Source organism: Amycolatopsis sp. NPDC104863 (assembly GCF_055582965.1).
This window is the reverse complement of sequence record NZ_JBVJOW010000007.1, coordinates 477,062-495,672: the sequence shown is the minus strand read 5'-3', so window position 1 is coordinate 495,672 and position 18,611 is coordinate 477,062. Positions and strand designations below refer to the sequence as shown.

Below are 18,611 nucleotides of genomic sequence, written 5' to 3'. Positions count from 1 at the left end.
GGTCCGTGGATGTCGCATTGAGGAACTTGAAGTCCCTCAATGCGACATCCACATCTTTCGGCGACCCCGTCGGAATGGCATGCCGTGGACCTGACTGCTCAAGCGCGCCGGTTCCGGTGCCGCACAGTCGAGATCAGCAGGTCCAGGCCCTCCCGAGTCAATCCGTCGCGGAAGTCCAGCCACTGGCGAGAACGCAAGGCGGGCGAAAGGTTCTCGACGTCGGCGCCCGGCAGGAGAACCGGGATGAGCAGGATGTCCGGGCGCATGCTCAGCAGGTCGAGTTCGTCCTGCTGGTTCCGGGAAGAATCCGTGCTGGCGCCGATGCAGAACAGCATGGTGTCGGCTGCGCGCATGCTCCGATCGAGAGCTTGCGCCCACGGTTCGCCGGGAGACAGGTGTCCGTCGAAGAAGACACGTAAGCCCGCTTCGGTGAGCACCTCCACGATCTGGGTGACCAGTGCCCGGCCCGAACGGGGATAGGAGACGTAGGCGTCATAGCGGACGTTGACCTCCGACGTGTCGAGTCGTGAGAAACGCTGCCGCGTGATCAGGAAACTGACACTCGCCTGGCGAAGCGCCGGGTCGGTCAACCAGTCGAGGCCCTGCTCTCCGGTCAACAGGCGACGGAGTTCCAGGTCCGCGAGCAGCCGGGTGGCCACCACCGCCTCCGGCCCGGCGCCGCCGGCCTTCACTGCGTAGGTGTCCGAACTCCAGTTCGCGACTTCCTCCGCCAGTTCCTCGGACCCGGTCAACGCTTCGAACACGTCCGGCCATCGGTGCTCCAGGCAACGCGAGACGGCGAAGAACCGGATGGGGATCCCACCTTGTTCGGCTGCCTCGGGTAGTTCTTTGCTGATCGCGTTGTCGATGAGGATGTTGTTGATGAACCTGATCACCGCCCGGGGATTGCCGCCCATGGCGTCGGCCACCACCGGCAGCACCGGCTCGAGGCCTTCGACCAGCTCGCGGGGCTGGTCGGTCAGCAGCGTGCGGCAGAACTCGGCCATCCGGTGCGTCGACGGCGGGATGTGGAACGGAAGCTGGACGATCTTGTCCAGATACAGCTCCCCCTTGAAGTCCCGGATGCCGTACTCGGCCGCGTACCGGTGCTGGAGATACCCTTCGACGACCTTTCGCGCCACTCCCAGCACGAAGATGAACCCGGGCTGCGCGAGGACCAGCTTGATGCTTTCCAGCAGCCGGATCGCCTGGTCGGGGAAGCAGCGGTCCAGGTCGTCGATGAGAACCACGATCCGCACGTTCTGCCGTAGCTTCACACTGTCGAGGCTGTTGAAGGCGCCGAAGTACAGGCTCCGGTCCAGCAGCGGATCGGGAGTCAACCGCGCGTCCCGCTCGATCATGTCCTTCGCGACGAATCCCGCCTCGAACTCGGCGAATCCCGGCACCTGGACCTTGGCTTTCGCCGAGAACCCATAGGCGATCGAGCGCAGGGCGCGGATCAGTTTCTTGCCGTTGTCGCCGAAACGCTGCGTGAGGCCCCGGTGTTTCTCCAGGGCCTGCACGATCGTGCCGACGAGCGGCACGATCGGGTGCTCCTCCTGTTCGTAGCGCCAGGCGTTGAACCACACGGTCACCACGTTCGAATCTTCGGCGAGACGCCGTTCCACCAGACGCATCAGGCTCGTCTTGCCAGTGCCCCATTCGCCGAACACACCGATGGTGAAGGGACCTCGCGTGTCGGTGGCGGCCGCCGCGATGACCTGGGCGTAGGTGTCGAAGCCGAGGCCGTCGGAGTCACGCTGATCAGCTTCGCCGATGGCCTGGTCGGAGATGAAGCTGATCTTCATGGGCGATCCGATCGACGAAGAGGTAGGCGCCTGTACGCGTGGTTGTCGCCGAGCAGCTCCCGTTTGCTACACCCCCGGGCGCTGCTCGGCGAAACCGCCGCGGCTCGTCTCCGTCAGAAGGGGAAGCCGTGGGCCTGCTCCCGCAGGGTGACCCACTGCCACTGGGTGAACTCGTCCCAGCTGTGCGCCGAGCCGAACCGGCTGCCGTTGCCCGAGGCCCCCGTTCCACCAAAAGGAGCGAACGCGTCGTTGTTCAACGTCTGGTCGTTCACGTGCACGATGCCCGTCCGCAGCCGCTCGGCGAACGCGCGTCCTCGGTCGACCGAGCCCGTCTGGATTGCCGCCACCAGGCCGTACTCCGTGTCGTTGGCCACCGTTGCCGCTTCGTCCTCCGAGGACACCACGATCACCGGGGCCACCGGGCCGAAGATCTCCTCGCGGAACGCCGGCATCGACGTCGTCACGCCGGCCAGGACCGTCGGCTGGTAGAACAGCTTCTCGTACGTTCCTCCGGCGCGGACCGTCGCTCCCGCCGAGACCGTCTCCGTGACTATCCGGTCTACATTGGACAGCTGCTTTTCGTTGATCAGCGGGCCCAACGCCACCTGGCCCGTGAACGGGTCGCCCACCGGGAGCTTCGACGCGCGGGCCGTCAGGCGGTCCAGGTACTCGTCGGCCACCGACTCCAGGACGATGTGCCTGCCGGCCGTCATGCAGACCTGGCCCTGGTGCAGGAACGCGCCCCACGCGCCGGCCGAGCTGGCCGCCTCCAGGTCCGCGTCGTCCAGGATCACCAGCGCGTTGTTGCCGCCCAGTTCCAGGCTGACCCGCTTCAGCGTCCGGCCCGCCGCTTCGCCGACCAGACGGCCCACCGCCGTCGAACCCGTGAACGAGATCGCCGCGACGCCGGGGTGTTCCGTCAACGCGGATCCGGCAGCAGCGTCGCCGGCCAGGACGTGCAGGAGGCCGTCGGGCAGGCCCGCCGCTTCGAAGAGGCGGGCGATCAGCGTGCCGCCCGCCACCGCCGTGTTGACGTCCGGCTTCAGCACCACCGCGTTGCCCAGCGCCAGCGCCGGCGCGACCGCCCGCACCGACAGGATCTGCGGGAAGTTCCACGGGCTGATCACGCCGACCACGCCCAGCGGGATGCGCCGCGCGATGCTCTCCCGGCCCGCCTCGCTCGTCGGCAGCAGGTGCCCCCACGGCTGCGTCGGCAACGCGGCCGCTTCCCACAGCTCGGCCAGCACCAGGTCGACCTCGAACGCCGCCTTGGGCGGGATCGCGCCGCCCTCGCGGACCAGCCAGTGCTCGAACTCCGACCGGTTGTCCTCCAGGACGCGCGCGGCCTTGCGCAGCAGCGCCGCCCGCTCCGGGCCCGGCGTCGCCGCCCACGCGGGCTGCTCGGCGGCCGCCCGCGTCACGGCGTTGTCGATGTCCTGCGCGTCGGCCAGCCCGACCTCCGTGAGCACTTCGCCGGTGGCCGGTTCGGTCGCCGGGAGCGTGCCGCCGTGGGCCGGCACCCAGCCGCCCGAAAAGATCTTCCCGCGCCAGTCGACGTCGTCCAGCATGCGTTCCTCCCGCGATCGGTCCGTGCTTCCAGCCTGGTCACGCGGCATTCGAGCGCGTTGATTCTGCGGGTCACGGTGTTAGCCTGATCAGGTCAGCGACGACCGGAGCGCCCATGTACCACCGTGGCGAGGCCTGGCGGGCGAAGCTCGGCGGCGCCTTCAGCGAGCTGTACCCCGAGCCCTTGGACGCCTCCGTTCCCTCGGGTGACGTCGTCACCACGCCGCTCGGTGACGTCCACGTGTTCACCGTCGCGGGCACGCCGCAGGTGGTCCGCCGCTCGCGCGGGACGATCCGGCAGAACCCCTCCGACCTGCTCAAGGTGTGCGTCCAGGTCCGCGGCCGCGCGACGGTCGTGCAGGGCGACCGCGAGGTCGTCGTCGAACCCGGGCACCTCGCGATCTACGACACCGGCCGTCCGTACGCGCTGCGCCTCGAAGGCGAGTGGGTGTCCGCGGTGATGGCCTTCCCGCGCGACGTTCTGCGGCTGCCGGTCGCGCACGCGATGGACCGCGCCTACCCGGCGACGTCCGGCCCGGGCGCGGTGTTCGCGGACTTCGTCACGGCGTCGGTCGCGCAGGGCGGGCACCTCTACGAAGCCGCGGCCAGCCGCCTCGGCGACGCCGGGCTCAGCCTGCTCGCCGGCACGCTCAGCGACCACGTCGGCGTCGACGAGGTCCCGGACGCCCTGCGCGCCCGCGTGCTCGCCCACGTCCGGCGGCACCTGGCCGACCCCGGGCTCTCGCGGACGAGCATCGCCGCGGCGCACGGGATGTCGCCGCGCACGCTGAGCCGGCTCTTCGAGGCCGAGGAGCACACGATCACCGACCACATCCGGCGGCTGCGGCTCGACGCCGTCCGCCGCGACCTGCGCGACCCGCTGCTGGCCAACCGGAGCGTCGCGGCGATCGCCGCGCGGTGGTGCTTCGTCGAAGCCGCGCACTTCAGCCGGGTGTTCCGCGCCGAGTTCGGGGAAAGCCCGTCGGCGTTCCGGGTCAGCGGAGCGCGAAGAGACCGACCGCGAACAACGCCGCCGGGACCACCGCCGCCGCCGAGCTGACCAGGCCGGTGCCGTTGCGCCAGCCGGCCGGCGACGCGTCGAGCACAAGACGTCGGACCAGCGCCGCCTCCACGACGGCCAGCAGCACGAACCCGAAGCCGACGCTGAAGATCGCCGCCGCGCCGACGAACAGCAGGCCGGAGGTGGAGGCCGCGCCCAGCGGCGCCGCGACCTCCCAGCGCACCAGCCCCGCGGCCGCGGCGAGGAACGCCAGCAGCAGGACGTAGGCGACGAGGAAGCCAATCCGCGCGGTCGGCTGGTGCTGGCCCCGCGCGAACCACCAGAACCCGGCGTCCAAGGCGACGACGAGCACGGCGACCACGACGAACCCGGCCCGGAAAGTCATGCGGCGAACCGCACTTCGACGCTGCCCAGCTCGCCGAAGTCGGCGACCACCTCGCCGCCCGGGTGGATCGGGCAGGGTGGGGCCGCCGTTCCCGTTGTCACGATGTCGCCCGGGTGCAGCCGGGCGCCGTGGCGGGGGAGCTCCATCGCCAGCCAGTGCAGGGCCAGGCGGGGGTCGCCGAGGACCAGGCTGCCCGCGCCGCGGGAGAACTCCTCTTTGTCCGCGTGGAGGACCACCGGGCGGCGGGGCAGGTCGAGGTCGCGCCAGCCCGGCACCGGGCGGCCCTCGACGAACCGGCCCGCGCACGCCACGTCCGCCAGCAGCTGCGGGCCGCCCGCCCGCTGGTGGTCGGTATAGCGGCTGTCCGGCAGCTCCACCGCCAGGAACATCGTGTCGACGGCGTCGAGCACCGCGGTCAGCGACGGCGACGGGCCGGGATCGGCCTTGAGCCGGAACGCGAACTCGGGCTCCGCGACGCCCATCGTCATCGTGTCGGCGGGCACCGGCTCGCCCTCGTGGTGGTGGAACCGCTCGAACATCACCCCCGGCAGCGGGCCGGGAACGGCCAGGTACTGCCGGGCGTACACGGTCGTCGCGGCGATCTTCCAGCCGGACACCGGCCCGCCCAGTGCGGCGAGCGACGCCTGCGCGGCCATGCCCTCGGCCGTGTCGTGCGGGCGGGCGTCCTCGGGGAGGCCCGCCAGCCGTTTCCCGGTCAGCCACGCGTCCCAGATCAGCTCCGCCGCCCGCTCTCGGTTCACGTTCGTGATCTTGCCAACCGGAAGACCGGGTGTCGATCGGCTTCCGCGGCGAAGGCTTCCGCCGGGTCGCCGAGCTTCGCGTCGAAGAACGGCGCCGTCACCGGGATCTTGCGGACGTACGCGCGCAGCACCGGCCCGGCCGTCGCCGCGTCGGCCTCCTCGACCGCCCACGTCTCGCGCCGGCGGCCGCGCCACAGCCGGGCGGCCGGGTCGGCGCGCAGGTTGTGCACCCAGCCGACCTGCCCGTACGGCGACACGAGCCAGCGCACCCCGCCGACCTCGAGGACGTTGACCGGGGTCGTGCGGTCGGCGCCGGAGCGCCGCCCGCGCGTGGTCAGCAGCCACCCGGTGCTCCCCACGATCGGAATCCCGCGCGCCAGCAACGCCTTCACGACCACGTTCGCGGCTTTCCGCGTCACGCCGAGCCGGTACTCCCTGGCCATCACGGGGTCATAGCGTAGACCCCGGAAAGGTCTCGGACCCGCGCCCAGACGTTCTCGAAGCGCGCGGTGTCGACCACCGGCTTGCGCAGCGCCGCGAGCGCGATCGCCTGCTGGGCCTCGGTCGAGCTCGCCTTGCCGTTGAGGTCGACGGCCGCGGCGCTGAAGTCCTGCACCAGCACCGCGAAGATCTGGTCGACGAACTGATCGTCGAGCCCGGTGATCCCGGCCTGCTCCAGGATCAGCTGGCCGTACACGACCAGCGTGAACAGCTCGGTCAACGCCAGCCCGAAGTCGAGGTCGGCCTGCTGCGCCTCGTCCGGCGCGGCCTCGGTGAGCAGCTTGACCAGCGACGCGGCCTGCTCGGTGAACAGCGCGACGTTCGGGATGTGCGCAGCCTCGGCGTACGCGGTCTTCCAGTCGTGGAAGCGGACCTTCGACAGCCCGCGCGCCGGGCCCTGGCGGAAGAGGAACTCGTCGTCCGCGGCGTCGGTGCGGGTCGGCACCGGCGCGTACTCCTGCGGCGCGAAGAGGTACGCCGGCATGAACTTCGCGATCAGCGCGAGGTTCACCGCCACCGTGCCCTCGAGCTTCGGCAGGCCGTCGATGTCGTTCTTCGACATCGCGAGGTACGTGTCGGCCTCGAAGCCCTTGGCCGCGACGACGTCGGCGACCAGGCCGATCACCTTCTGCGCCTCGGTCGTCACCTTCATCTTGGTGATCGGGTTGAACAGCAGGTACCGGCGGTCTTCGGCGTTCGCGCTGCGGAAGTAGTCGACGGCGCGGTCGGAGAACAGCTTCATCGCGGTCAGCCGGGCGTAGGCCTCGACGAACTCTCGGCGGACGTGCGGGAAGTTCGTCACCGGCTTGCCGTACAGCACGCGGTTGTGCGCGTGCGTGATGGCTTCGTACAGCGAGTGCGTCGCCATGCCGATGCCGCCGAAGCAGAGGTTGAACTTGCCGATGTTGACCGTGTTCAGCGCGGCGCTGAAGGCCTCGGCGCCGACGTGCAGGATGTCCTCGGCGTGCACCGGGTAGTCCTCGAGCCGGAACTCGGCGACGTACATCTGCGAGGGCACGACGTTCTTCACCACGTGGTAGTTCGGGTGCTCGGAGTCGGCGTAGAAGAAGACGTACTGGTCCGGGCCCTCGACCCCGTCGATGCGGCCGAAGACCGACACCGTGCGCGCGCAGTTGCCGTTGCCGATGTAGTACTTCGAGCCGGTGGCGCGGTAGCCGTCGCCGTCCTTCGTGAGCACCAGGTCGGAGGAGTAGATGTCCGCGCCGTGGTCCTTTTCGGACAGTCCGAAGGCGCCGACGCCGCCCGCGTCGAGGGCCGCCGCCGCGCGCTCACGCGCCGCGGAGTTGCCGCTCTGCCACACCGGGCCGAGGCCGAGGATCGTGACCTGCCACGGGTACCAGTAGTTGAGCCCGTAGAACCCGAGGATCTCCGACAGCGCGGCGACGCGGGCGGTGTCCCAGCGCTTGTCCGGGTTGCCGTCGGCGTTCGCGGACGGCGTCAAGAAGGTCGAGAACAGGCCTTCCTTGCCGGCGAACTCGAGGAAGTCCGCGTAGAAGGCGCGGTTGTGGTAGTCCTCGGTCAGCTTCGCCTTGCCGCGCTGCTCGAACCAGTCGATGGTGGCCCGGAGCAGCCGGCGCGTCTCCGCGTCGAAGTGGGCCGGGTCGTACTCGTGCGGGTTCAGCAGCATGGGTGAGCCTCCTCGATTACCGACCGGTAACTTAGCAAGGCGAGCCGAGTGCAAGCAATCTCACTAGGGGTACGTCACCCCGGCCAGCTATACTGATCATGCGGGCCGCTCAGTTCTGCCTCGGCCCGCTGCTGTTGTCGACTACCACGCGCCGCGGCCGAACCCGGGTCTGCGCCGGGCAGGACAACCCTTCTCAGGTTATGGAGACCAGGGCACTCGCGTGCCCGCATGCACTTATGAGCACTTTCGCTGAACTCGGCCTGCCCACCACCCTCGTGGACGCGCTGGCCGCCCAGGGCGTCACCGAGCCCTTTCCGATCCAGGCGGCGACCCTGCCGCACACCCTCGCCGGGCGTGACGTGCTCGGCCGCGGCCGGACCGGCTCCGGCAAGACCTACGGTTTTGTGCTGCCCCTGCTGGCGCGCCTCTCGGCGGGCCCGACGCGGCGCAAGCCCGGCCGTCCGCGCGCGCTGATCCTGGCGCCGACCCGCGAGCTCGCGACGCAGATCGAGGCGTCCATCCTGCCGCTGGCCAAGCCGCTGGGCCTGCGCACGACCACCATCTTCGGCGGGGTCAGCGCGAACCCGCAGATCACGAAGCTGCGTGACGGCGTCGACATCGTCGTCGCCTGCCCCGGCCGGCTCGCCGACCACATGCGCTCCGGGCACGTGAAGCTCGACGCCGTCGAGATCACCGTGCTCGACGAGGCCGACCACATGGCCGACCTGGGCTTCCTGCCCGAGGTGCGGCGGATCATGGACGCCACGCCGTCGCGCGGGCAGCGGATGCTGTTCTCCGCGACGCTGGACAACGGCGTCGACGTGCTGGTCAAGCGCTTCATGAGCGACCCGATCACGCACAGCGTCGACTCGGCGCAGTCGCCGGTCTCGACGATGGAGCACCACGTGCTGCACCTCGAGGAGACCCACCGGCTGCCGGTGCTGGTCGACCTGACCGCGGCGCCGGGCCGCACGCTCGTGTTCACCCGGACGAAGAGCCGCGCGAAGGCGCTGACCCGCAAGCTGCTGGCCGCGGGTGTCCCGGCGGTGGAGCTGCACGGCAACCTCGGCCAGAACGCGCGCACGCGCAACCTCGAGGCGTTCTCCTCGGGCGCGGCGAAGACGCTGGTCGCGACCGACATCGCGGCGCGGGGCATCCACGTCGACGACGTCCGGCTGGTCATCCACGCCGACCCGCCGGTCGAGCACAAGGCGTACCTGCACCGCTCGGGCCGCACGGCGCGCGCGGGCGCGTCCGGCACGGTGGTGACGCTGATGACCGACGCGCAGGTCCGCGACGTCCGCGACCTCACCCGCAAGGCCGGCATCAAGCCGACCACGACCCAGCTCGGCCCGGGTCACCCGCTGCTGGCGGAGCTGGCCCCGGGCGAGCGGTCGTTCACGGCGTCGCCGAAGCGGCCGCCGGTGGACAACCGCCCGAAGAAGGTCACGGCCTCGGGTGCCGCTCCGGGTTCGGGCCGCGGCCGTCGTGGCGCCCCCGGCGCCCCGAAGGAGAACCGCGGGGGCCAGCGCTCCCGCGCGGCGGGCCAGGCGCGGCGCGAAGAGCAGCCTCGCTCGGAGCGTCAGGGTTCGGGTCGTTCGGGCGGCACTTCGGGTCGCTCGGGTGCCGCCGCGGGCCGTTCGGCCGCCGCCGGTGGCCGGTCCGGCGCCCCGTCGGGTGGTTCGCGCCGCTCGGGCGCCCCGGCCGCGGGCAACCGCCGGTCGGCTTCGAGCGGCGGCGCGGCGGCGTTCTCGTCGGGCACCCGCGCCGGTGGCCGCCGCGGCGGGCGCTGACCCCTCAAGTCCACACAAAGCGAAGGCCGCCTCGGAGTTCCGAGGCGGCCTTCGCTTTGTTCATGACTTCGCAGCCGTCACACCGCCGGGAGGCCTCGGGCCGCCGCCCTGGCCGCCGCGGCGTCACGGCGTTCCTCGAAGCGCGCGGCCTGGCCGTCCAGGCCCTTCAGGAACGTCGCCAGCTCCTCGCGGGCCGTCTCGCCGACCTCGCCGAACCCCTGGCGCTCGAAGACCTTCCAGTACCGCAGCAGCGGCATCACGACGTCGTCGTGGTGGATGCGCAGATCGTAGATGCCCGCCTTGGCGATCAGCGCCGCCTTGCGCGCGAAGCTCGGGATGACCGCGCCGGGCATCGCGAAGTCGAGGACCTCGTCGGTGATGGCGCGCATCGCCGCGTCCGGGGAGATCTCCAGCGCCGCCTTCATCAGGTTGCGGTAGAAGACCATGTGCAGGTTCTCGTCGGTGGACACGCGCGCGAGCAGCTTCTCCGCCAGCGGGTCCTGGGTGTAGCGGCCGGTGTTGCGGTGGGAAAGCCGCGTCGCGAGCTCCTGGAACGAGACGTACGCGCAGACGCGCAGCAGCGGCTTGTCCTCGGTCTCGTAGCCGGCCTGCATCGTCGCCATCCGCATCCGCTCGAGCTCGACCGGGTCGACGGCCCGCGTCACGAGCAGGTAGTCGCGGATGCAGATGCCGTGCCGGCCCTCCTCCGCCGTCCATCGGTGCACCCAGGTGCCCCACGCGCCGTCGCGGCCGAAGGCGCGCTCGATCTCGCGGTGGTAGCTCGGCAGGTTGTCCTCGGTCAGCAGGTTGACCTCGAGGGCGGTCCGGGCGATCGGCGTCACCCGGGACTGCTCGGGGTCCCACGCGTCGCCGCCCAGGTCGGCGAAGTTCCGGCCCTCGCTCCAGGGCACGTACTCGTGCGGCATCCACTCCTGGGCGGCCGAGAGGTGGCGGTTGAGGTTCTCCTCGACCGTCCCCTCGAGCTCGTACATGAGTGCGGTGCTCTCGGAAACGGTCATGCGCACGTCCTTCCGGAATCGGGGCGAGACCTACGGGGCCGTAAGTTACGGTGCCGTAGGTTACGTCAACGAACGCCACCGCCGAGTCGTTCCGTGAGGGGCATCACCGCGCCTTCAGGCCCGGCCGACCTCGACCGGATGCGTCAGGATCCGCCCGGTCCGCTCCTCCCCCGTGCCGACTCCGGACACCCCGCGCCACTCCTGCGTCACCAGGTAGAGCGTGTCTTCGCTCAGCGCGCACGCGAAGCACCCGTGGTCGAACTTCAGCCGCTCGAGGACTTCACCGCCCTCGCGGAGCCGGGTGCACGAACGGCCCGGCACGTCCGACACCCAGACCGCGCCGGACGCGTCGAGCGCGATGCCGTCCGGCACCCCTTCGCCCAGGTCGGCCCACACACGACGGTCGGTCAGCCCGCCGTCCGGCCGGACCGAGAACGCCGTCAGCCGGTTCGCGTAGGACTCCGCCACGAGCAGCGTCGAGCCGTCCGGGGTGAGGGCCATCCCGTTGCCGAACGCGATGTCCTCGGCCACTCGCCGCACGACGCCGTCGCGCGTGACGTGCAGGATCCCGCCCGGGCGGGGCGCCTCCCCCGCCATCAGATCGAAGCCGCCGCCGTTGACGTAGCAGCCGCCGTCACCGGCCACGACGATCTCGTTGTAGCCGGTCCCGCCCAGCTCGGCGTGCGTGACCAGGGAACCGTCGGCAGACAGCCGCAGCAGCAGGCCGTCCGACGACGACACGACCAGCGGCCGGCCGTCGAGGAAGTCGAAGCACATCGGCATGGTCGGGAAGTCCGCGCGGAAGACCACCTCGCGCGTGCCGCCCGGATCAACGGCCACGATCTCGTGCGCGAGCCAGTCGGCGAACCACAGGCGGCCGTCGTGCCAGCGCGGGGACTCGCCGAACGCGATCCCGTCGAGGAGCACGCCCGTCATCGCCACACCGCCAGCACCGCCGCCACGACCACGATCTTGACCAGCCAGTCGCCCGCGTGCAACGCCGCGAGCCGGACCGGGACCCGCTCGTGCAGCACCGAGCCCGCCAGGATCAGCACCGGGAACCCGACCCAGACCAGGCCGGCCAGGCCCAGGACCGGCCAGGACGTCGCCGCGGCCAGCACCGCGAAGACCACCACCAGCACCAGCGTCCGGGTGAACTCCGCCCCCATCCGCCACGGTGACGGCCGGGCGGCCGCCCCCGCCACGCTCAGCTGCGCCCAGACCCGGCCGAACACCGAGTACCAGACCGCGCTCACCACGAACGCCGCCACCGTCGCCACCAGCACCGGAACCACCATCGCCTGCTCCCTTCGTCGGCTTGCGAAGGGGACGTCGACGCCGAAGCCGTGGCTTCGACATCTACGGGCGAGAAGTTTTCAGAGCGACGAAGTGAGGCCGCGGGCCCGCAGCACCGCACGCTCCAGCGGGCGGAAGACCAGCAGCTCGATCCCGATGCCGACCAGCAGGATCAGGAAGATCGCCGCGATCACCGTCTCGATGCTGTTGAGCGAGGACCCCTGGTTGAGGTACGCGCCGAGCCCGACCCCCAGCTGCGGCGACAGCGCGATCAGCTCGGCCGCCATCAGCGAGCGCCACGAGAACGCCCAGCCCTGCTTGAGGCCGGCGAGGAAGCCCGGCAGCGCCGCGGGCAGCAGGATGTGCCGGGCCGAGGAGAGCCGGTTCGCGCCCATGACCTGGCCGACGCGCGGCAGGATCGGCGGGATCTGGTCGATGCCGGACACCAGGCCGTTCGCGATCGAGGGCACCGAGCCGAGCAGCACGACGAAGTAGATCGCGCCGTCGTTGATCCCGAACCAGAGGATCGCGGCGGGCACCCACGCCACCGACGGCAGGCTCTGCAGCCCGGTCAGCAGCGGCCCGATCGCGGCCCGCACCACGCGGACCTTCGCCACGAGCAGGCCCAGCGGCGTGCCGATGACCACCCCCGCGAAGAACCCGAGGGCCGCACGGTGCACCGACGTCCAGACGAACTCGAACACCTCACCGGTGACGACGCGGCTCCAGAACTCGTCCCACACCGCGAGCGGCGCGGGCAGCTGCGTCTCGGGCCAGAAGGCCGCGGCCCAGAGGACCTGCCAGACGACCACGAGCAGCACGAGCGCGCCCACCGGCGGCAGGAACCCCCAGGCGAAGCGCTTCCAGAAGCTCGGACGGCGTTCCCCGGCCGGGGCGTCGAGCGAGTCCAGGCCCGCGCCGACCGCGTCGAGATCGGCCTCGGCGGCCCGGTCAAGCCGCGGCATGGGTGCTGATCACCTCTCGCAGGTGCCCGGTGATCTCGTCGGAGAGCTCTTCGGGATCGGCCAGCGGCACGTCGGTCCACTCGCGCACGACGCGCCCCGGCCGCGACGACAGCAGCACCACCCGCTGCCCGAGCCGGACCGCCTCGCGGACGTCGTGGGTCACGAACAGCACCGACGTGCCGGTGCTGCGGTAGACGCGCAGCAGCTCACCCTGCAGGACGTCACGCGTGATGGCGTCGAGCGCGGCGAACGGCTCGTCCATCAGCAGCAGCGCCTGCTCGGTGTCGCCGCCGACCCGCAGGGTCGCGGCCAGCGCGCGGGCGAGCGCGACGCGCTGCCGCATCCCGCCGGACAGCTCGTGCGGCCGCTTCTCCCCCGCGCCGGTCAGCCGCACCAGCTCCAGCAGCTCGGCGGCCTTCGCCCGGCGCTCGGCCCGGCCGAACCCGGCCAGCCGCAGCGGCAGCTCGACGTTGCGCGCGGCGGTCAGCCACGGCATCAGCGCGGCCTCCTGGAACATGACCGCCGGGCGTGACGTCGTCAGCGTGATCTCCCCCGCCGACGGCGCGTCCAGGCCCGCGACCAGGTTCAGCAGCGTGCTCTTGCCGCAGCCGGACGCGCCGAGCAGGCAGACGAACTCCCCGGGCGCGACCGCGAGGTCGACCCCGTCGAGCGCGACCACCGCCCGCCCGGCCGGGCCGAAGGTCTTGCGCACGCCGTCCAGGCGCACCGCGGCCGCGCCGGGAGGACTGGTCCGGCCGGTCGGGAGGGTGGTGGTCATCGTGAGCTGCCTCTCCGGATCACTTGGCGAGTTCGGGCGCGTTCACGGCGGGCTGGTTCTTCTCCTTGAGCACGTCGTTGAGCGGGCCGAAGTCGGCGAAGCCCTTGAGCGCGACCGCGGTCTTCACCACTCCGGCGGTGACCGAGTCCTGCGCGAGCTGCGGGAACTCGGCCGGGATCGGGTCGGTGGTCAGCTCGATGCCGGAGAAGGCGCGGTCGATGACCGCGGGGCTCAGGCTGCTGCCGGCGAGCTCCTTGAGCGCGCCGTTGACGACGGTCTTCGCGTCCGCCGGGTTGGCCTTCGCCCAGTCGATCGCGGCCAGCTGCCCCTTCAGCACGGCGCGGACGGTGTCCGGGTGCTGCTGCAGGAACTCGCTGCGCACGATGACGACGGTGGTCGGGAAGCGGCCGCCGGGCCACAGGTCCTTCTCGTCGACCAGGACCTTCGCGCCGGCGTCCAGCACCAGCCGCGACGCCCACGGCTCGGGCAGCCAGCCGCCGTCGACCTCGCCCTTCTTGAAGGCGTCGAGCGTCTTGGAGTTGTCCAGGTTGGTGATCTTGACCTGGCCGGTCAGGTTCTTGCCGGCGAGGAACTTCTTGAGCGCGACGTCCTGGGTGTTGGCCAGCTGCGGCGTGGCGATGGTCTTGCCCTTGAGGCCGTCGACGCTGGTGATGTCCGGCTTGACGACCAGCTGCGCGCCGCCGGAGACGGCGCCGGAGATCAGCTGGATGGTGCCCTTGGACTTGGTGAAGGCGTTGATCGCCGGGCCGGAGCCGATGAAGGCGATGTCGAGGGAGTTGCCCAGCAGCGCGTTGACCTCTTCGGGGCCCGCGTTGAAGGTCTGGGTGGTGAGCTTGGTCGAGCCGAGCTCCTGCTTGAAGAAGTCCTTCTTGACGCCGATCAGCGCCGGCGCGTGCGTGACGTTCGGGAAGAACCCGAGCCGCACCTCGGCGGCCGCACCGGCGTTGGCGGCGGGCGCGGCGCTCTCCGCGGCGCGGGAGCAGCCCGCGAGCAGGCCCACTGCGGTCAGGGCGGCCAGCGCCGAAGCCAGGAAGCGGGTTCTGTGGTGGGTGCGCACGTCAGCGTCGCCTTTCGGGGATCGGTGTTCGGGGCGAGGTTCGCACGGTCACCCACTGGGGCGCATAGCCATCCGCATCCCGGGAATTCTCGTGAGATTCCTTGACATCGATGGCCAGCGCCCCTAAGGGGACCTGTTCTCAGGTGGTGCCGGACGAGCATGAGGGGTGTGGAGCCCGCTGTCCGATGTTCCCGGCATCTGGACGCTCAGTCAGGAAATCCCCCTATCCGGGCAACCGCTCGCTTCACCCGAACGTGGTATGGGTGACCACGAGATCGGGAGGGATGTCATGACGAGCACCGCACACCGAGGAGGCCAAGGGGCCACGGGCGTCCGCGTGGCGCTGGTCGTGCTCTTCGTCGGCCTGGGCCAGGCGTCGTTCGAGTGGCTCCGGTCGCTCGGCATGGACGCGGCGACGAGCCTGGTCGTCTGGGCGATCCCGGTCCTGACGGGCGGAGCCGTGGCGCTGGTGCTGTGGCTCGCTTCGGACCGCGCGTTCCTGCTGCGGAACTGGCTGCCGGTGGCGGTCAGCATCCCGGTGTATCTGGGTGGCGCGTTCGGGCTGGCGACGGCGACGGCGAGCTTGGTGGCTTCGGTGGTGACTGGGGTGGGGTTCGGGATCGCTGTGGTTGCGGTCGCGGGGCTGGTGCGGTCGCGGCGGCAGGCGCGGGAGCCGGTGGGTCGCTGAGGGGGCTTGTCCGGGTGCTGTCCGCGCCCGCTGGCGTCGCGAATGGGTCATTCGGGACGTGGGGTGTCCCCAATGACCCATTCGCGACGCTTGAGCAAGGGCTGAGTGCGCACTTTCGCGGAAGATCGCCCGGGTTGCCGCGGTCGCGACGCCAGACCCCTGCGGTGGGGTCGGTCAGTGGCGCAGCAACAAGGACACGTCGCCGAACTCGTGCCACAAGTACCGTCGCTCCACCGCCGCGTCATAGGCGCTCTGGACCAGCCCCGCTCCCGCCACCGCCTCCAGCAGCAACAAATGCGACGCGTCCGGCGCGTGCAGCCCGGTGATGATCCCGTCGACCACGCGGGCCGGCCGGTCCGGGCCCAGCACCAGATCCGTCCACCCCTCGGCCGCCCGGACAACACCACCGGAAGACGCCGACTCCAACGCCCGGGCCGCGGTCGTCCCCACCGCGATCACCCGGCCGCCACGCTCACGTACCCACGACACCAGCGCCGCCGTTGTTGCCGGGACTCGGAAGCGCTCGGCCTGGGGTGGCTCGGCCGCCTCCGGGGAGGACACCCCCGTGTGCAGCAGCAGCGGCGCGAACAGCACCCCCGCCGTCACCAGCCGGGTCACCAGGGCCGTCGTGAACGGACGGGCCGCCGACGGCATCTCCGCGCTGCCCGGCTCGCGGGCGAACACCGTCTGATAGTCCGACAACGGCCACGCCCGCGGGACGTAGCCGTACCGGATCGGCCGGCCGGCCGACGCCAGCAGCTCCCTGACCGGCACGGACACCGTCGCCCGCCACAGCCGGGACGCGCCCGGGACCGCTGGGGCCAGCAGCGTCAGCGACGCACCCTCGGGCAGCTCCAAACGCTCGCCCGCGCGGCCGTCGAGGAGCGGCCCACCAGGGGCGCGGAGCTCGACGATCCACGCGCCGTCGTCCAGCTCCGTCGCGAAGTGGACGACCAGCGGGCGGCCGGCCCGGGTCGCGTCGAGCGCTGCCGGGAGGGTTCCCGATGTGTTGACCACCAGCAGGTCGCCCGGCGAAAGGTGCGAACCCAGCGACGAGAACACCGTGTGGTGGACGCCCGACGGCGAAGCGACCAGCAGCCGGACCTCGTCGCGGGCCAGGCCGCGGGCCTCCGGGGGCGCCGAGGCCGACAGCTCGTCCGGGAGGTCGAACCGGATGCTCATGCCGTCACCAGGAGGTCGGCGGCGCGGTACCGGCCGCTCGGCGGGCGCTCGGCGAGCAGACGCAGGAACGCCGGGACCACGGACGACGGCAGCGGGCGGTCCGAGATGTCTTCGCCCGGGAACGCGCGCTGGTGCATCGCCGTGCGCAGGTCGCCCGGGTCGACCGCGTACACCGCCAGCTCCGGGTTCTCCACGCCGAGCACGGCGGTGAGCTGGTCGAGCGCGGCCTTCGCCGAGCCGTAACCGCCCCAGCCTTCGTACGGCTCGACGGCGGCGTCCGAGCTGACGTCGACGACCACGCCGCGCGCCGCCGTCAGCGCGGGCAGCAGGAGCTGTGTCAGGGCGAGCGGCGCGAAGACGTTCACGCGGTAGACGTTTTCCAGCTCCGCCAAGGGATACCGGCCCAGCGGCGGCAGCGGGCTGACGCCCAGGGAACTGGCGTTGTTGACGAGCAGGTCAAGCGACGGGCAGGCGTCGGCCAGTGAAGCGCGGTGGGCCGGGTCGGCGACGTCGCCGGGGACGGCCGTGAAGCCGGTCTCCCGGGCCGCCGCGGCCAGGGCGGCCGCGTCCCGGCCGGTGCCGACGACCGTCCACTCGCGACTCACCAGGGCGGCCGCGAGCGCGCGGCCCAGCCCGGCGGACGCGCCGGTGATCAGTGCGGTGGGCATGGGTTCCTCCTCGAGAGGGCTACCCCGCCATCGTGAAACCTCTACATTACTTGAGGTCAACCGGACGCCGGAGCAGGAAATACGCTGCCAGCGAAACAACGAGCCCGACGTAGTACGCGAGGTCCGCGCCGTGCAGGGCCGCGGCGACCGGTCCGGTGTAGAGGGACGTGTTCATGAACGGCACCGCCGCCCCGAACCCCACGACGAACGCCACCACCGCCGCCCAGGGCCGGACGGTCACCGAGGCGAGGACGTCCACCCGCCGCCCGCCGCGGGTCCGCGCGAGCCAGTCCGGCACGACCACTCCGAGGAAGGGCGGGATCCAGTAGCTCACGAACAGCAGGACGTTCTCGAACTTCGCCGAGAGGTCGCCGCTGTGCATCCAGAGGATCAGCGCGAACGCGAGCACCGTGACGAGCACCGCCGACACCGGGCGCCGCAGCCGGACGCCGACGGTCTGCAGGGCCAGCGAGCCGCTGTAGTCGTTCATCGCGTTCGACGACACCGCCGCGAGCGCGATCACCGCCAGCGCGAGCGCGCCCAGGAACCCGCCGCCGAGCAGGTGCGCGACCCCGGCCGCCGTCTGGTCGCCCAGGGACGCGCCCAACGCCAGCCCGAGCCCTTCGCCGATCGCGTACGACGCCGTCAGCCCGAGCAGCGTCGCCCAGAAGACCGCCCGGGACGACGTCTCGACCGGCAGGTAACGGCTGAAGTCCGACGCGTACGGCGCCCAGGAGATCGCCAGCGACAGCGTGATCGTCGTGAACAGCACCACGCCGCCGGCCAGGTCGGCGCCCGACGCGGTGTCGGCGGCGGCGATCGGGTGGCCGGAAAGGACCTTCACGGTGAGCGCGGCGAAGGCGAGCACGAGCAGCACGCTCATCACCGCCTGCACGCGGTGGATCAGCGCGTAGCCGAACACCCCGAGCGCGCACTGCAGCACGAGCACGATCAGCACCGCGGCCCAGAACGGCAGCCCGGTCAGCTCGGCCAGCGCCTCCCCGCCGAACAGCCCGACCAGCGCGTCCCAGGCGATCGAGCCGAGCCACTGCACCAGGCCGGGGAGCACCACGGCGCGGCCGAACGGCAGCCGGGCGAGCGGGAGCTGACCGGTGCCGGTGCGCGGTCCCCAGGTGGACAGGTACGCCACCGGCAGCGAGCCGAGGACGGTGCCGGCGAGCATCGCGGCCAGCCCGGTCCAGAACCCGAGGCCGAGCGACGCGGCGAGGGTGCCGGTGAAGACCGCCGTCATCGTCAGGTTCGGCGCGAACCAGACGCTGAAGAGCCGCCACGGCTTCCCGAACCGGTTGCCCGCCGGGACCGGCGCGATCCCGTGGGTTTCGATCGCCAGGTCACGGCCTCCGGTGGGCATCCGCCCGCCGAAGACGTCGGCGTCCAGTCCGCTCATGTGCTGCCTCCTCGTCGGCGTCACCCTAAAGCGCGCCCGGCCGGTG

The 18,611-nt window shown here is 71.5% G+C and carries 18 protein-coding genes; 3 read left to right on the top strand and 15 right to left on the bottom strand.

The features are described 5' to 3' along the window. Positions 1-98: 98 nt before the first annotated feature. Both ACZ63J_RS35575 and ACZ63J_RS35570 read right to left on the bottom strand, forming a co-directional pair. A complete protein-coding gene (locus tag ACZ63J_RS35575) occupies positions 99-1,808 on the bottom strand; it encodes a P-loop NTPase fold protein (RefSeq protein WP_465399096.1) in 1,710 nt (569 codons plus the stop codon). A 113-nt stretch (positions 1,809-1,921) separates the two neighbouring features. Next, positions 1,922-3,376, bottom strand: coding sequence for a benzaldehyde dehydrogenase (locus ACZ63J_RS35570; RefSeq protein WP_465399095.1), 1,455 nt, complete (start codon positions 3,374-3,376; stop codon positions 1,922-1,924). A gap of 113 nt (positions 3,377-3,489) precedes the next feature. Between ACZ63J_RS35570 and ACZ63J_RS35565 the strand changes: the two genes are divergently transcribed. Then, positions 3,490-4,434, top strand: coding sequence for an AraC-like ligand-binding domain-containing protein (locus ACZ63J_RS35565; protein WP_465399094.1), 945 nt, complete (start codon positions 3,490-3,492; stop codon positions 4,432-4,434). On the opposite strand, the gene ACZ63J_RS35560 is transcribed toward ACZ63J_RS35565, so the two are convergent. Genes ACZ63J_RS35560 through ACZ63J_RS35545 form a run of 4 tightly spaced genes read right to left on the bottom strand, consistent with a single transcriptional unit; the run spans position 4,370 to position 7,690 of the window. Next, positions 4,370-4,780, bottom strand: coding sequence for a hypothetical protein (locus tag ACZ63J_RS35560; RefSeq protein ID WP_465399093.1), 411 nt, complete (start codon positions 4,778-4,780; stop codon positions 4,370-4,372). The two genes, ACZ63J_RS35565 and ACZ63J_RS35560, sit on opposite strands and share 65 nt — an antisense overlap. Continuing rightward, on the bottom strand, positions 4,777-5,541 hold the full coding sequence (locus tag ACZ63J_RS35555) for a 2-keto-4-pentenoate hydratase (RefSeq protein WP_465399092.1): 765 nt from the start codon (positions 5,539-5,541) through the stop codon (positions 4,777-4,779). Before ACZ63J_RS35555 ends, ACZ63J_RS35560 begins: the two co-directional genes overlap by 4 nt. Continuing rightward, complete coding sequence (locus tag ACZ63J_RS35550) at positions 5,538-5,984, bottom strand: nitroreductase family deazaflavin-dependent oxidoreductase (RefSeq protein WP_465314216.1); 447 nt, start codon at positions 5,982-5,984, stop codon at positions 5,538-5,540. Before ACZ63J_RS35550 ends, ACZ63J_RS35555 begins: the two co-directional genes overlap by 4 nt. Further along, positions 5,984-7,690, bottom strand: a complete 1,707-nt coding sequence (locus ACZ63J_RS35545) for an acyl-CoA dehydrogenase (protein ID WP_465399091.1) — start codon at positions 7,688-7,690, stop codon at positions 5,984-5,986. The genes ACZ63J_RS35550 and ACZ63J_RS35545 overlap by 1 nt, the downstream gene beginning before the upstream one ends. 236 nt (positions 7,691-7,926) lie before the next feature. On the opposite strand from ACZ63J_RS35545, the gene ACZ63J_RS35540 reads away from it, so the two are divergent. Beyond that, entirely contained in the window at positions 7,927-9,483 is a 1,557-nt protein-coding gene (locus tag ACZ63J_RS35540) for a DEAD/DEAH box helicase (protein ID WP_465399090.1), read from the top strand. A gap of 77 nt (positions 9,484-9,560) precedes the next feature. On the opposite strand, the gene ACZ63J_RS35535 is transcribed toward ACZ63J_RS35540, so the two are convergent. From ACZ63J_RS35535 to ACZ63J_RS35510, 6 genes are all read right to left on the bottom strand, one after another. Next, a complete protein-coding gene (locus ACZ63J_RS35535; protein WP_465399089.1) occupies positions 9,561-10,502 on the bottom strand; it encodes an acyl-ACP desaturase in 942 nt (313 codons plus the stop codon). Positions 10,503-10,616: 114 nt separating this feature from the next. Continuing rightward, entirely contained in the window at positions 10,617-11,438 is an 822-nt protein-coding gene (locus tag ACZ63J_RS35530) for an SMP-30/gluconolactonase/LRE family protein (RefSeq protein ID WP_465399088.1), read from the bottom strand. Beyond that, positions 11,435-11,800 carry a DUF1761 domain-containing protein gene (locus ACZ63J_RS35525; RefSeq protein WP_465399087.1) on the bottom strand — a complete coding sequence of 122 codons (366 nt, stop codon included), beginning with the start codon at positions 11,798-11,800 and terminating at the stop codon, positions 11,435-11,437. The genes ACZ63J_RS35530 and ACZ63J_RS35525 overlap by 4 nt, the downstream gene beginning before the upstream one ends. A 78-nt stretch (positions 11,801-11,878) precedes the next feature. Beyond that, entirely contained in the window at positions 11,879-12,763 is an 885-nt protein-coding gene (locus ACZ63J_RS35520) for an ABC transporter permease (RefSeq protein WP_465338177.1), read from the bottom strand. Continuing rightward, complete coding sequence (locus tag ACZ63J_RS35515) at positions 12,750-13,541, bottom strand: ABC transporter ATP-binding protein (protein ID WP_465338178.1); 792 nt, start codon at positions 13,539-13,541, stop codon at positions 12,750-12,752. Before ACZ63J_RS35515 ends, ACZ63J_RS35520 begins: the two co-directional genes overlap by 14 nt. A gap of 19 nt (positions 13,542-13,560) precedes the next feature. After that, a complete protein-coding gene (locus tag ACZ63J_RS35510; protein WP_465399086.1) occupies positions 13,561-14,619 on the bottom strand; it encodes an ABC transporter substrate-binding protein in 1,059 nt (352 codons plus the stop codon). Between the two features lie 289 nt (positions 14,620-14,908). Here ACZ63J_RS35510 and ACZ63J_RS35505 point away from each other — a divergent pair, with 289 nt between their 5' ends. After that, positions 14,909-15,307 (top strand): hypothetical protein, encoded by a 399-nt coding sequence (locus tag ACZ63J_RS35505; RefSeq protein WP_465338180.1) that lies wholly within the window; start codon positions 14,909-14,911, stop codon positions 15,305-15,307. A gap of 174 nt (positions 15,308-15,481) precedes the next feature. On the opposite strand, the gene ACZ63J_RS35500 is transcribed toward ACZ63J_RS35505, so the two are convergent. From ACZ63J_RS35500 to ACZ63J_RS35490, 3 genes are read right to left on the bottom strand one after another with little or no spacing between them, the layout of a single operon-like run. Further along, positions 15,482-16,489, bottom strand: a complete 1,008-nt coding sequence (locus tag ACZ63J_RS35500; RefSeq protein WP_465399085.1) for an S-adenosylmethionine:tRNA ribosyltransferase-isomerase — start codon at positions 16,487-16,489, stop codon at positions 15,482-15,484. After that, positions 16,486-17,157 carry an SDR family NAD(P)-dependent oxidoreductase gene (locus ACZ63J_RS35495; RefSeq protein WP_465399084.1) on the bottom strand — a complete coding sequence of 224 codons (672 nt, stop codon included), beginning with the start codon at positions 17,155-17,157 and terminating at the stop codon, positions 16,486-16,488. Before ACZ63J_RS35495 ends, ACZ63J_RS35500 begins: the two co-directional genes overlap by 4 nt. A gap of 46 nt (positions 17,158-17,203) precedes the next feature. Continuing rightward, positions 17,204-18,565 carry a purine-cytosine permease family protein gene (locus ACZ63J_RS35490; RefSeq protein ID WP_465399083.1) on the bottom strand — a complete coding sequence of 454 codons (1,362 nt, stop codon included), beginning with the start codon at positions 18,563-18,565 and terminating at the stop codon, positions 17,204-17,206. Between the last annotated feature and the right edge of the window lie 46 nt (positions 18,566-18,611).

Bases quoted from the DNA above. Each gene is read 5' to 3' on its own strand.
- ACZ63J_RS35575 (WP_465399096.1), bottom strand. From the start codon at position 1,808: ATGAAGATCAGCTTCATCTCCGACCAGGCCATCGGCGAAGCTGATCAG.
- ACZ63J_RS35570 (WP_465399095.1), bottom strand. From the start codon at position 3,376: ATGCTGGACGACGTCGACTGGCGCGGGAAGATCTTTTCGGGCGGCTGG.
- ACZ63J_RS35565 (WP_465399094.1), top strand. From the start codon at position 3,490: ATGTACCACCGTGGCGAGGCCTGGCGGGCGAAGCTCGGCGGCGCCTTC.
- ACZ63J_RS35560 (WP_465399093.1), bottom strand. From the start codon at position 4,780: ATGACTTTCCGGGCCGGGTTCGTCGTGGTCGCCGTGCTCGTCGTCGCC.
- ACZ63J_RS35550 (WP_465314216.1), bottom strand. From the start codon at position 5,984: ATGGCCAGGGAGTACCGGCTCGGCGTGACGCGGAAAGCCGCGAACGTG.
- ACZ63J_RS35545 (WP_465399091.1), bottom strand. From the start codon at position 7,690: ATGCTGCTGAACCCGCACGAGTACGACCCGGCCCACTTCGACGCGGAG.
- ACZ63J_RS35540 (WP_465399090.1), top strand. From the start codon at position 7,927: ATGAGCACTTTCGCTGAACTCGGCCTGCCCACCACCCTCGTGGACGCG.
- ACZ63J_RS35535 (WP_465399089.1), bottom strand. From the start codon at position 10,502: ATGACCGTTTCCGAGAGCACCGCACTCATGTACGAGCTCGAGGGGACG.
- ACZ63J_RS35530 (WP_465399088.1), bottom strand. From the start codon at position 11,438: ATGACGGGCGTGCTCCTCGACGGGATCGCGTTCGGCGAGTCCCCGCGC.
- ACZ63J_RS35525 (WP_465399087.1), bottom strand. From the start codon at position 11,800: ATGGTGGTTCCGGTGCTGGTGGCGACGGTGGCGGCGTTCGTGGTGAGC.
- ACZ63J_RS35520 (WP_465338177.1), bottom strand. From the start codon at position 12,763: ATGCCGCGGCTTGACCGGGCCGCCGAGGCCGATCTCGACGCGGTCGGC.
- ACZ63J_RS35515 (WP_465338178.1), bottom strand. From the start codon at position 13,541: ATGACCACCACCCTCCCGACCGGCCGGACCAGTCCTCCCGGCGCGGCC.
- ACZ63J_RS35505 (WP_465338180.1), top strand. From the start codon at position 14,909: ATGACGAGCACCGCACACCGAGGAGGCCAAGGGGCCACGGGCGTCCGC.
- ACZ63J_RS35500 (WP_465399085.1), bottom strand. From the start codon at position 16,489: ATGAGCATCCGGTTCGACCTCCCGGACGAGCTGTCGGCCTCGGCGCCC.
- ACZ63J_RS35495 (WP_465399084.1), bottom strand. From the start codon at position 17,157: ATGCCCACCGCACTGATCACCGGCGCGTCCGCCGGGCTGGGCCGCGCG.
- ACZ63J_RS35490 (WP_465399083.1), bottom strand. From the start codon at position 18,565: ATGAGCGGACTGGACGCCGACGTCTTCGGCGGGCGGATGCCCACCGGA.